Below are 11,883 nucleotides of genomic sequence, written 5' to 3' on the forward strand. Positions count from 1 at the left end.
AGAGCAACGCCGGCAACTCTCAGCGGAGCCTCAGAGATCGATGCCGACCGCGATGTTACGGCCCGTCAATTCGGCAAAGGTAGCTGTGTGCGCGTACAGCTTTGCGAATGCCTCGTCCTTTGCCAAAGCCTCCTGTACCTTTCCGTACACCTCCCAACTGGAATAGCGCGTAGAGATAAGAAACTCCCCGGCCCACGTACCGGTGTGAAATCGAGAAAGCCGAAGAAATTCTGCGCCATGCTTTTCGAAGATTGCCTTCGCCTGCTTGGCGGTCTTGATCATTTCCTCAGGTTTGTCGCTCTTGAAGCGTGTAAATTGTACAATGGCCATGACCTAATCCCTCCGTTGAGCCCCCACTGGTTAGGTCGAGGAGTTACCGCAGAGGTTCACGGGAGTTCCCTATGACGCAGGGTCCGAGTTGGGTCAAACTCGGAAGTCGGAACGCGCAACCGTGAGGTCCGCTTCACCCCCGACACCGGACTTTCGATAGCCAGTGCGGCATGTCCGAAAAGGGCCATCTTCGGAAGCGTTGTCAAATTGACGCGATGACCAGTTCAGCACAATGATCGGACATTGAAGCGGGTTATCGGACTGTGCGAAAGGGGCCGCAGCCGAGCATCCAAGGATATTCCCTGATGATCTACGAGGCCGCGCGTCACGAAGCCCTCAATGGGTCAAGTTGGAACGAAGCGACTTCACGCGAATACATTCAACGCATTGCAGCCGACGCCAACGCAACGTTTTCTCGCCGCGACCTATGGCCAACACATCCGCTGGAGGAAGCCCGTCCGGGCACTCGCTTTCATAATTTATATGTTGGCGCGGGTGGTGTTGCGTGGGCGCTCAACCACCTGAGGCGTATCGGAGCCATTGTCGATCATCCCGATTTTCAGGAAGTAATACCTGAATTAAGGGACGCCAACCGCGCCCAGATCGAAGGCGGACGGTGGCGCAGCCACGGCGCCGACGGCCTTCTGATCGGTGACGCTGGACTGCTTCTAGTTGCAGGCCGATTGGCGGGGCTGAACACCGTCGCAGATCAATTGGGAGCTGCTGTTGATAATAGTAAGGACAATCCGGTGCGTGAATTTATGTTTGGGTCTCCGGGGACAGCAACCCTATCGCGCGCGCTGTTTGAGGAAACCGGTGATGACATTTGGGCGTCGCGGTTTCGTCGCGATATCAGGCTTCTGTGGGATCGGCTTGAAACTTGCGAGGGCGCGGATTGCCTGATCTGGGAACAAAATCTTCAAGGGCATAAGGCGACACATCTAGGCGCAGTTCACGGCTTCGCGGGAAATGCCTTTCCTGCGTTGCGCGGCCGACATCTCTTGCCCGAGAACGAGCAAAAACAATGGCTGGATTGCATTTCTCGCACGCTGCGGGCGACGGCAGTGCGCGAGGGGGAGTTGATCAATTGGCCGCAATCGGTTGGCAAACATCGACCGGGCCGCACCGCAATGCTGATGCAGCACTGTCATGGTGCGCCTGGCATTGTGAACACCATGGCTACCTTTCCGGGCCCAGCCATTGACGATCTCTTGACTGCGGCTGGCGAGACGATCTGGCAAGTTGGCCCGCTGAAAAAAGGTAGCTGCATCTGTCACGGCACGGCTGGAAACGGCTTTGCGTTTCTCAAATTGTTCAAGCGCACCGGAAGTGAGATGTGGCTGGATCGTGCTCGACAGTTCGCGGCCCACGCAATAGGCCAGTGTGAGGCAGCAAAGCAGCAGTATGGTCAGTACCGCTACACGTTGTGGACCGGCGATCTAGTACCCAGAATCAGAGCTGAGTGATACGGCGGCCTTTGAAACGGCGTTGACGGACCTTTTTCTTGGTCCAGACGAAGGGCTCGGCTCTGTCGTTGTATGCGTTGACGTAGGCATCGATGTGCTCCTGAAGCTGCGTGAGGCTTGTGAAGGAGGTGCCGCTGAGCGACTGCCCCTGCAAGATCGAAAACCATACCTCGACCTGATTGAGCCAAGACGCACTTGTCGGCGTGAAATGAAATTGCACGTTGGGGTGGGCCTTGAGCCAATGCTCGTTCTTCTTGTGGGTGTTGAGGTTGTCGAGGATGACGTGAAGCTTCCGGTTCGGAAAAGCCGCGGTGACGCTGTTCATGAAGTCGAGAAACTCGACGCGGCGTCGGCGTTTTGAATGCGCCGCGATGATCTTTCCGGTGGCGACTTCGAGCGCCGCAAACAATGTTGTGGTGCCATGCCGCTTGTAATCGTGGCTCTGGCCGGTCAAGGCGCGGCCATTGGGCAACTTCAGATAACCCTGCGCTCGCTCCAAAGCCTGGATCGAGGGCTTCTCGTCCACGCACAGCACAATGGCCTTCGCGGGCGGGGCGACATAGAGGCCGACAACATCGGCGGCTTTGGCCGTAAAGTTCGGGTCGCTGCTCTCACACCAGGACTTGCGAGCCGCGAGGTCAATCTTGTGGCTACGCAGGAACCGCCAGACATATTGGACATCAACATCGACCAGCGCCTCGGCCAGCAGCGGGCCAGTCCAGCGCGCAAACCCCTGCGGTGGCGGCTTATCCAGCAGCTTCAGAATCCGCTTGTCGGTGGCCTTCGTATAGATCGGCTGCTTGCCGGGCCGCGGCTTGTCGTGCAGTCCTTCAAGGCCATGATCGGCATAGCGGTGTCGCCAAAGGCTGACAATCCGCGGCTGGACTCCGACTTCTTTGGCGATCGACCGAGTGCTGCGCCCGTCCGCCGCCAACAGAACTATCCGCGCCCGCTTCAAATCGCGCTGCAGCGTCACCGGCGAGCGACAGCACGCCTCAAGAACCTTGCGGTCTCTCCGCGAAAGGTGGACTTCTCTTGCTTCGGGGATCATCCATATCTTGAATCACGACTCACGTTCCAAGAAAAGTGGGTACTAGGGCTTGCGATCTTCCTCTCAAAATGCATTGAAGGCGACGATCTTTTTCCAACCGAAGACTTTTTCTAGCCAAACATCCAATTTCCGCTTTGAGTCAAAACCGGCAATGCTCTGGTTGAGCAAAAATGTCTGCCTAGACCCCAAAGCCGACGTCCGCGTCGTTATGGGTGCGCGGCCAGGATGCCTGATAGCACCACCTCATCGATGATGGCATCATTGATGCGCCGCTGTTCGGCCGTCGGCTTGTCATAATTGCCGCAGTATTGCGCGACGACAAGGTCGAGTGCGGGGAATACATAGAGGCGCTGACCGCCCCAGCCGATGCCGGCGGCCCAGCGTTCGGGATGCGGCAATACTGCAGCGAAGGACGCGCCGAGATACCATTGGTAGCCGTAGCGGCCGCCATTCTCCATCACGACCGCCGGCGCGAGCACGCGCGTCAGCCAGTCGCGCGGCACGATCTGCCGGCCGCCCCACGCGCCACCGGCGCGCACGAGCTCGCCGATCTTCAGGAGGTCGCGCGGCAAGAGGCGCAGGCCCGAAGCCGCGCGATACTGGCCGTCGCCCACCCCCTTCGCCCAATCGACAGGACCAAATCCCAACGGATCGAACAGCACGCGGCGGCAGTAGGCCAGCAAGTCCTCGCCGGTGCCGTTCGAGATCAGGCGCCCCAGGATCGCGGTCGCGCCGCCGCAATAGGTCCATTTGGTGCCGGGCTCGGCAACAATCGGCCGCTCCAGGATGAAGCGGAAGCGATCGGGCGACGCCTCCATCGCGATCTCCGAGTTGCGCGGATCGTCGCCATAGGGAACGGTGAGTTCGTCCCATTCGAGGCCGAGCGTCATCGACAGTACGTGATGGATGGTGATGCGGTCGCGGCCCGCCTCGCGCGCAAGGTCGGCATATTGCGGAAACTGGTCGTACAGCTTCGCCTCCGGCGGCGGCACCTTGCCGGCGGCAAGCGCAATGCCGTAGGCAAGACCGATCACGCTCTTCGATACCGAACGCAGATCGTGCGGCACATCAGGGCCGAACACGACGTTTGCCAGCGGCCCGCGGCCTTCCGCCTCATCGTCCCCCTTGCCGTAATGCTCGAACACCAGCCTGCCGCCCCGGGTCACCAGCAGTGCATGCAGGCCGCTGATCCTGCCGGCACTCTCGGCCTGCGTCAGGCGGCGCGCTATCTCATCGGCCGTCGGTTGCGCTGACGCGACCCGTGGCGCGATCAGGCTCGCGCCAAGCCCGGCCAGGACGCTGCGGCGATCGAGCTTGGTCGTTGGATCGAGACTTTGCATCATGCGCTTCATCACCATCCTCCTGATGCCGGCATCGTCAGCCGGCGTGCTGTTCGGGTTTGAGCAATCGGTAGTGCAGGCGCGCATAGCTGCCGAGCTTGCCGACCGCGGCGTTGACGGCGAACAGCAGCAGCATCGCAATTCCGGCGCTGGCGGAAATCAGCCCAACGCCCGCCACCGCGCGCAGCACCAGCTTGGCGATCGACGCAACCGCGGCGAGCTTGAACACGCTGAGCAACAGCCCGATCCCGACGATGCCGAGCACGAACATCACGAGGCCGAGGATCAGCACGGTGAGCAGCGCCGCGAACAGCAGCGGCAACAGGAAGAAAATGTCGACCGCGGCAAGACCGCCGAGCGCCAGCAGCGCCGAGGCCGAATTGCGCAGGCTGTGGTCGTTCTCCCAGCGGCGCAGGCCGGTCTCGGCGCGCAGCTCGCGCGCCAGCCGCGCGGGATCGCCGAGCGCGGCCGCGACGTCCTCTTCGCTGCGTCCCGCCGCAACACCCTCGTCGAAATAAGCGCTGTAGTCGTCGAGGATGTCCTCGGCCTCGCGCGCCGGCAGGCCGGCCAACCCGTCGGAGAGACGTCGCAGGAACGCCGCCCGGTTCATTTGCGCTCTCCGAGCAGCTGATCGACCGCGTCCGTGAACGCCTGCCATTCGCGTTTCTGGGCGGTGAGCGCCGCGCGTCCCGCCGGCGTCAGCCGGTAATATTTCCGCGGCGGGCCGCTGCTCGACTCGACGAGGCGCGTATCGACCAGCCCGTCATCCTGCATGCGGCGCATCAAGGGGTAGATCGTGCCCTCGCCCATGCCGATGCGTGAGGCGAGCGTGCTCGCGATCTCATAGGCATAGCTTTCGCCACGGGCCAGCAGCGCCAGCACGCACATCTCGAGCGCTCCCTTCTTGAGCTGAACCTGGATCGTCGATTCCGCCATCGAACTCCTGCGGGTGTTGGGAGCTATATATAGCAAGGTACCATGTAATGCAAGGTACATGTCCCGACCCCGTCGCTTGTCCGTCATTGCGAGGAGCGGTAGCGACGAAGCAATCCATGCCTCCGCGGTGGAAGCATGGATTGCTTCGCTTCGCTCGCAATGACGCGTGGGAAGCAGTTACCCGAATTACCGTGGGCTCATCCCGGCTACGCCCGCTCCTTGGCGGCCGGCCGCATGTGAATCAAAGCATCGAGCACGACGACGAGGACGGGACGCTGCTCGTCGTTGACCAGCTCCGTCCTGAAGATCACGACGGCGTCGCGCCGCTCCGGCCTGATGGTGATCCTCTGGATCTGCGACTGGCCGGTCAGCGTGGCTCCCGGGCGGACCGGACTGGGCAAACGAATCTCCAGGCTCCGCCCGACGATCCCCGCCACCTTGCTCCAGATCGCCTCGACGACGAGGCGCTGATAGATCGCAATGGTGTTGAAGCCGCTTGCGATCAAGCCACCGAACGGACCCGCCGCAGCCGCAGTGGGATCGGTGTGGATCGGCACGGGGTCATACTTGCCGGCGAACGCAAGTATCTCGGCCTCGCCGATCGTGTAGCTGCCGAGCTGGAACGTCTGGCCTTCGGTGAGATCTTCCGCATACAGCATCGCGCGCCTCCGCTTTACGGCACCACGATACGGTACGGCGCAAACGCCACAAAGGGCCGCGCATGCCCCCGGGCGATTGCAGAGACTTCTCGCGCCCTCAGGGTACGATCCCCCGGGGGAATACATGTGTTTCTTGCGTGCGTTGCGGTCCTAGAGCTTGAACAGGTCGTACTGGAGGACATCTAGCAATTCAGTGCGGTGCGGGCTTCCCACCCTGCCAGACCCAAGCCTCGGCTGGTTTCCAGTAATGCACTCGACCGCAGTGCGGACACTCGACAGGAAGCGAGACGCTGGGCAGCGTCTCAAGAATGACAGTCTCCGTGTCCAAACCAGTCTGAATGGGCTTCCCCGTCTCTGGGCAATTGATCAAAATATCGGGCATAAGGGACCAATCTGTCACAAGACTTAAACATAGTTCTGCCGCGCAAGTTTCGATAAACTGATACCCAAGTGGGATTGGGGTCAGTGCGATGAAGAAAACAGACGTAACGTGCCCAATCTGCGGCGCGGGCTTCCGACGCTTGGAGCTTTGGTCCGAACCGGGCTCCAAGGGCGAGTATCATTGCCTAGCTTGCGACCATCTACTTGAAGCCTATGACGGCACCAATCTGATCGCTTATCGGCTTACGATCCAACCAATGCGACCGCGCGAGCGGGGCCACTCAGCCGCGTAACAGAGTGACCCCGCCTTGCCCGCGCTGGTGATCCAACCCGCAGGCTAAGCGACAATTCCACCAAAGCTGCGTTGCAGTTTCGTGACAGCGAGAAACGCATCCGGCATAACCCGATTGGGTGATGAACCTCTCGGCCGTTCATGCTGACTCCTAGTTGCCAAGGATTTTGCATTTCCTCCTTGGGGCTAGAGCCAGCGCCGACCGCAGGAATTTTAAGCGGGCGGCGTTGTGCTGTTGAGGACGCACTGCGCCCAACAAAAGTATCCTAAGTTAGCCTTGTGGCGTTTGCGCCATAGTACCGTGACGATAGACGATCGCTGCGGGCTTTCCATGACCTCCTACGTCATCGACTTCGCGCGAGACGCCCGGACGCGATCAGTTGCGCGAGCGGCATCGGCCGCTCGCCCAACGCAGCACACATGCCGCGCTATTGCAGCCGTGCCGCCCTCGCCTTGGCCGCCTTCACGGTGTTCTCCATCAGGCAGGCGATCGTCATCGGGCCGACGCCGCGCGGCACCGGCGTGATCGCGCCCGCGATTTGCACCGCCTCGTCGAAGGAGACATCGCCGCACACCGTGTAGCCGCCGTCGGGCTTCTTGACGCGCGTGGTGCCGACGTCGATGACGATGGCCTGCGGCTTGATCCAGTCGCCGCGCACCAGGCCGGCCTTCCCCACCGCACTGACCAGGATATCGGCCTGTCGGCAGATCCTGCTGATGCCGCGGGTGTGGATGTGGGTCTGCGTCACGGTCGCCTGCTCCTGGAGCAGCAACGCGGCCATCGGCTTGCCGACGATGTTGGAGCTGCCGATCACCACGGCATGCGCACCGGTGAGATCAGGCCGTATCGACTTGATCAGGCGGAGACAGCCGAGCGGCGTGCATGGCACCAGCGCATCGTCGCCGTGAAACAGCCGGCCTGCGTTGAGGGCATGCAGGCCGTCGACATCCTTGGCGGGATCGACCGCAGCCATCACGCGCAATGCGTCGACATGGGCCGGCAGCGGCAGCTGGACGAGGATGCCGTCGATATCGTCGCGCGCGTTGAGCGCCTCGATCCTGGCCAGCAGATCGGCCTCGCTGGCGTCATCAGGCAGGCGTTCGACCTCGCCGCGCAGGCCGAGCCGTTCGGCCATCCTGACCTTGCTCTGCACGTAGATCTGGCTCGCCGGGTCACAGCCAACCAGCACGACCGCCAGCCCCGGTGCGCGGGGCAGCCGGTCCAGTTCGCTTGCAACCTGATCGACGACAATTTGGGCATGTGCATGCCCGTCGAGAATATTCGCCGTCATGGGACCTCCGTTTCGAAGCGGTGCCCAGGCGCGCGGCGTTCAGTCTCTGCGCTCCCCGATGGTGGTCCATCCAAGCGCCAGTCGCGCAGATGGCGCGGTCATACCCGCCCGGCCTGGCAAAGGCAAATCACGACGCCGGGCGAGCCAACCGCCGACGAATTGCCCTGCTTTTTGCCGGTGGATCGATGCCGGGTGAGCAACGTCTGGGGGTAGGATTCAAGTAAAACTTGCGCTAAGCCTCGGCGCTTGCCGGGCTTTTCCGGTCCCGGCGGCTCCTTTCCGGTCATCACGCCATTTCGGACATTTCGACATGAGACAGATCATTCTCGCGCTGGCGCTCCTGTATCCGGCTGCCGCGCTTGCCCAAGGCACCACCCCACCTGCCGCGGCCGACAAGCCGGCAGCGGCCGCCCAGCCCATGATCGGCGACAAGCCGCTGGTCCAGGTCGGCAAGAAGCCGGCGGCCAAGAAGGGCGAGAAGCCGCCAGCGCCCGGCAAGCCGCAATCGGTCGCGCAGAAGCTCCAGGCCTGCGGCGACATCGACGACGCCACCAAGGAGCGGCTGCTCTGCTACGACGAGATCTTCAAGCCGCAGCCCAAGCCGAAGGCGGCGCCTGCCAAGGGCGTCAATGAATGCCGGTTCGTCAAGGAAGAGGACGAGCGGCTGACCTGTTACAACGGTTTTGCCGACAAGATTCCGCGCCTGCCGCGGTAGCCGCGTAGCGCGGCACCTGCGCAATCGGCGCCCGGCGACCGGCCTGATATCGCGGACATGAAAATGCCGCCGCGAGCATTCGCGGCGGCGTATCGAGTGGGCTACGGAGATCCCGCTTACCAGGTCCCGAAGCCGCCAAAGAAGCCCATGCGCGGCTGCTGCTGCGCGATGCGATAGGGCTGGTACATCCCGGGCTGCGCCAGCCGCATCGGCTGCTGGGGATGGGAGTGGACCCGCGCGACCTTGCGCTTTTTCGGTGCCTGCGGCTGGGCCTGCGCCGGCTGCTCAGCCGGCTTGGCTTCGGCCACGACCGGCCCCTTGCCCGCGTCAGCCTTCTCCGGCGGAATGAACTGGGCGAACGTATTGCGGACGCGGGACTGCGCCGACGCATCGCGGTCAGCCGGCGGGGCTGCAGCGGCCACGGCGTTCACCTGCGGCGGAACGATGGCCGGCACGCTGGTGTCGTACACCACCCGCTCCGGCAATTTCTGGGTCGACTTGATGCGCACTATGGTCTTGTCGACACCGGGCGACGACAGGCCCTGGCTGGTGACCACGGCCTCTTGCGGCACCACGAGGTTGACGACGAAGAGCAGCGCGAGCAGCACACCACCCATGTACAGGAAATAACGCGCCACAGGCATTTGGTAGCTCCCCCCGCGCTACGGGCGCGGTTCATCTTGGCGCGACGACATCAGTCATCGCGCAACGAACTCATCGTTTGCGCATGATCACCCGGACAGACGCCATCGCGCTCCCGGGTCGTTCTCTAACGGTCGGCTTATTAGTTAGTTCCTGCCTGGCCGTTACGGTTCACCCGCCAAGTCAATTCCCGGTCACTTTTTCGGGAATGGGGATTAAACGCGGCTGGCGGTCACGACAGAGCATTTCGCCTTGTTTGCGTTAACGTTGACGAACCCGATCAGCATCCGCGAGTAGGTCTTGCGGCTTTTCATGGCAATGGTGTCCGATATCAGCCGCTTGCGCTCGGTCAGGGGGCTGCCGTCGCGGCGGATGAAGGCGCAGGCGATCTCGATGTCCTTGACCGCGAAATCATTGGCGTTGCGCAGCGTCAGGGTCACCAGCGCCTTCGAGCCCAGCCCGCCGCGCCGCCATGATTGCGAGGCGATCCGCAGCTTCTCCAGCGGCGACCGTTCGGCGCCGGACTCGGACGGCTTCGCCGACTCAATCGCCGGCGGGGCGGTCGCCATGCCCACCGTGGCCGGCTCATCTGCCGACGTGGTTGGGGAGGCCTTTGCGGGCTGAGCGGGCTCGGCCTCGGTCGATGTATATTGCGCAGTGCGGGTGACGGCGGGCGAGATCGGCCACAGCTCCTGGTCCCCGGCATCGCTCGGCTCGGGGAGCATGAACCACGCGGCGATCCCGGCTATGGCAATAATCGACAGCAGCAGGCTGGCATAGAAGCCGCCCTGACCGAGACGTCCGGCGGCAGTTCTTTGAAACGACAAGCCGATCCGCATCGTGGTGCCCTCACCCCTGGACGCCCGATCGAGCCGCCGCACACCGAGGAAGCCACGCAGGCATCGCGCCAAGCGGCTTCCGGACGGCCGCAGGTCGAGCGGCCACGCGAAAAACAATCGCTGACGGCCGGAATGGTTTCATTCCGGGACGACAATCTTGCGACTGCGGTGACGGAGGGATGGCGTCACGGCCGGCCGCTCGCTACTTTCGCGCGCGAGAGCGCGTGCCGTGCCCCCCAGCGGCGCAAGAACAACAAGGAGATCGCAATGCCTGTCGTCACCTGGGACCACGTCCATCTGCGCAGCCCCGATCCAGAGGCCACCGCAACCTGGCTGCGCGACATTCTCGGCGGCGAGATCATCCGCGGCCCCGGCCGGATCGACGTTCAACTCGGCGGCGCCAAGGTGTTCATCGCGGAGGTGACGCAAGGCGACGGCGTCAATGCTGCGCCGGTGACGCCCTATCAGGGGCTCGATCATTTCGGACTGACGGTGAAGGACATCGACGCGGTCGCGGCCGAGATCAAGGCCAAGGGTGTCGAGTTCACCAAGGAGCCGACCACGATCCGCCCCGGCGTGCGGATCTGCTTCATCCGCGGCCCGCAGGGCATCTCGATCGAACTGCTCGAGCGCGACAAGAAGTACGTGTGAGCGACGACGCATCCCCGTCATCCTGAGGTGCGAGTTCAGCGGCGCAATTGCGCCGCAAGGCTCGCACCTCAGGATGACGCGGATCAGGGATCGCTCGTCACCCCTGACCGCTACGTCATGCTGCCCGGCATGAAGCAGCGGATCGTCACGCCCATGTAGCTCTTGATCGGCCAGACCATGGTGCGGCCCGCGCGGTTCGGCACGGTGACCACAGCCTCATCGGGAACATCGAACCACTGGCCGTCGAGACGCACGCGATAATGTCCGTCCTTGGACTCCCAATCGACATCGCTGACGGCGCTGCCGTCGGCATCCGAGCAGCACGGCCCCTTGCCGCTGCGCAGACTATCGAACCATTCCTTGAGCGGCGAATTGGCGTAGCGACCGTCGGGATCGCGCGCCTGCGCGATTTGCACGGCCACCACCGACACCAGCGTCACCAGTCCGAGCCTGAGTGACACCATCATGAGGCCCGCACGACGGGCCGAAGTTCCATTGGCACTGCGAGGGCGCGCCAAACGGCCGCCGGACTCAATCCAGTCTGTCATGTGTTCGCTCCAGCACTCACCGGCCAGTGCAACCAGAGCTATGCATTTCGCGGGCCACTTTGATTCGCGCGTACGGTCCGCTGTCATCGCGCCGTCACACTGCCTGGCAGGAACCGAGGGTTTACCCGAACGCGGGAGACCCGGGAATCAACCTGCCGCATTGCACGAGGTTGCTCGCTTTGGCATAAAAAACCAATCCGGATTGCTGCGGGCGCGGCAGCCGGTACATGGGACGTTATGAAGAACGGGCTCTACTCAATTCACGTCACCCTGCTGGACGGTCGCGTCGGCAAGGGCAGCGGCGTCATTCTCTTCCGCGACGGCCAGATTCTGGGCGGCGACGCCTATCTATATTACACCGGCAGCTACACGGTGAAAGGTGACGCCTTCAAGGGCGAAGTCCTTGTGCAACGCCACACCACGCCGCGCGACACCGACAACCCGCTGTTCGGCGGGCCCGCGCCCGTCGGCATCGGCGTCTCCGGCACCTTCACCGACACCCGCGGCACCATGAGCGGCACCGCGCTGGTCGGCAAGGCCAGCCTGATCTTCAGCGCGACGCTGCACAAGCTCGCGGATATCAATTAGCGATTCAGAGTGCTGACGATTCCGTCGCCGTCACCCTGAGGAGCGCGCTCTTGCGCGCGTCTCGAAGGGTGCGCGGCCCGGCTGGTGGCCGTCGATCCTTCGAGACGCCGCTTCGCGGCTCCTCAGGATGACGGAGATGGAGCGCATTGCTCG

14 protein-coding genes and 1 riboswitch are annotated in these 11,883 nt (G+C 62.9%); of the genes, 4 read left to right on the forward strand and 10 right to left on the reverse strand.

From position 1 onward, the window contains the following. Nucleotides 1-30: 30 nt before the first annotated feature. A complete protein-coding gene (locus HAP48_RS43460) occupies nucleotides 31-330 on the reverse strand; it encodes a hypothetical protein (protein WP_166205854.1) in 300 nt (99 codons plus the stop codon). A gap of 305 nt (nucleotides 331-635) precedes the next feature. Here HAP48_RS43460 and HAP48_RS43465 point away from each other — a divergent pair, with 305 nt between their 5' ends. Continuing rightward, entirely contained in the window at nucleotides 636-1,796 is a 1,161-nt protein-coding gene (locus HAP48_RS43465; RefSeq protein WP_166205855.1) for a lanthionine synthetase C family protein, read from the forward strand. Here HAP48_RS43465 and HAP48_RS43470 read toward each other — a convergent pair. The 6 genes from HAP48_RS43470 to HAP48_RS43495 all read right to left on the reverse strand — a co-directional run bounded on the left by HAP48_RS43470 (nucleotide 1,783) and on the right by HAP48_RS43495 (nucleotide 7,747). Continuing rightward, a complete protein-coding gene (locus HAP48_RS43470; protein ID WP_166205856.1) occupies nucleotides 1,783-2,847 on the reverse strand; it encodes an IS630 family transposase in 1,065 nt (354 codons plus the stop codon). The genes HAP48_RS43465 and HAP48_RS43470 overlap by 14 nt on opposite strands. Before the next feature lie 206 nt (nucleotides 2,848-3,053). Further along, entirely contained in the window at nucleotides 3,054-4,199 is a 1,146-nt protein-coding gene (locus HAP48_RS43475) for a serine hydrolase domain-containing protein (protein WP_224496826.1), read from the reverse strand. A 25-nt stretch (nucleotides 4,200-4,224) separates the two neighbouring features. Further along, complete coding sequence (locus HAP48_RS43480; protein ID WP_166205857.1) at nucleotides 4,225-4,797, reverse strand: DUF1700 domain-containing protein; 573 nt, start codon at nucleotides 4,795-4,797, stop codon at nucleotides 4,225-4,227. Continuing rightward, on the reverse strand, nucleotides 4,794-5,123 hold the full coding sequence (locus tag HAP48_RS43485; protein ID WP_029081693.1) for a PadR family transcriptional regulator: 330 nt from the start codon (nucleotides 5,121-5,123) through the stop codon (nucleotides 4,794-4,796). The genes HAP48_RS43480 and HAP48_RS43485 overlap by 4 nt, the downstream gene beginning before the upstream one ends. A 206-nt stretch (nucleotides 5,124-5,329) precedes the next feature. Next, nucleotides 5,330-5,782, reverse strand: coding sequence for a MaoC/PaaZ C-terminal domain-containing protein (locus HAP48_RS43490; protein WP_166205858.1), 453 nt, complete (start codon nucleotides 5,780-5,782; stop codon nucleotides 5,330-5,332). A gap of 1,101 nt (nucleotides 5,783-6,883) precedes the next feature. Continuing rightward, nucleotides 6,884-7,747 carry a bifunctional 5,10-methylenetetrahydrofolate dehydrogenase/5,10-methenyltetrahydrofolate cyclohydrolase gene (locus HAP48_RS43495; protein ID WP_166205859.1) on the reverse strand — a complete coding sequence of 288 codons (864 nt, stop codon included), beginning with the start codon at nucleotides 7,745-7,747 and terminating at the stop codon, nucleotides 6,884-6,886. Between the two features lie 15 nt (nucleotides 7,748-7,762). Further along, a riboswitch (ZMP/ZTP riboswitch) is annotated at nucleotides 7,763-7,842 on the reverse strand. A gap of 215 nt (nucleotides 7,843-8,057) precedes the next feature. Here HAP48_RS43495 and HAP48_RS43500 point away from each other — a divergent pair. Next, nucleotides 8,058-8,462 carry a hypothetical protein gene (locus tag HAP48_RS43500; protein WP_166205860.1) on the forward strand — a complete coding sequence of 135 codons (405 nt, stop codon included), beginning with the start codon at nucleotides 8,058-8,060 and terminating at the stop codon, nucleotides 8,460-8,462. A gap of 116 nt (nucleotides 8,463-8,578) precedes the next feature. On the opposite strand, the gene HAP48_RS43505 is transcribed toward HAP48_RS43500, so the two are convergent. Beyond that, nucleotides 8,579-9,106 (reverse strand): hypothetical protein, encoded by a 528-nt coding sequence (locus HAP48_RS43505; protein WP_166205861.1) that lies wholly within the window; start codon nucleotides 9,104-9,106, stop codon nucleotides 8,579-8,581. 213 nt (nucleotides 9,107-9,319) lie between these two features. Next, nucleotides 9,320-9,943 (reverse strand): hypothetical protein, encoded by a 624-nt coding sequence (locus HAP48_RS43510; RefSeq protein WP_175612271.1) that lies wholly within the window; start codon nucleotides 9,941-9,943, stop codon nucleotides 9,320-9,322. A 267-nt stretch (nucleotides 9,944-10,210) separates the two neighbouring features. Here HAP48_RS43510 and HAP48_RS43515 point away from each other — a divergent pair, with 267 nt between their 5' ends. Further along, nucleotides 10,211-10,594, forward strand: a complete 384-nt coding sequence (locus HAP48_RS43515) for a VOC family protein (protein WP_166215683.1) — start codon at nucleotides 10,211-10,213, stop codon at nucleotides 10,592-10,594. A 110-nt stretch (nucleotides 10,595-10,704) separates the two neighbouring features. Here the strand turns inward: HAP48_RS43515 and HAP48_RS43520 are convergent, their stop codons facing one another. Then, nucleotides 10,705-11,142 (reverse strand): hypothetical protein, encoded by a 438-nt coding sequence (locus tag HAP48_RS43520; protein ID WP_420869841.1) that lies wholly within the window; start codon nucleotides 11,140-11,142, stop codon nucleotides 10,705-10,707. Nucleotides 11,143-11,379: 237 nt separating this feature from the next. Between HAP48_RS43520 and HAP48_RS43525 the strand changes: the two genes are divergently transcribed. Then, a complete protein-coding gene (locus HAP48_RS43525) occupies nucleotides 11,380-11,730 on the forward strand; it encodes a GrlR family regulatory protein (protein WP_029081700.1) in 351 nt (116 codons plus the stop codon). Nucleotides 11,731-11,883 lie beyond the last annotated feature (153 nt).

Origin of the sequence: Bradyrhizobium septentrionale (assembly GCF_011516645.4) — a bacterium.
In the GTDB taxonomy this organism is placed as follows: Bacteria; Pseudomonadota; Alphaproteobacteria; order Rhizobiales; family Xanthobacteraceae; genus Bradyrhizobium; species Bradyrhizobium septentrionale.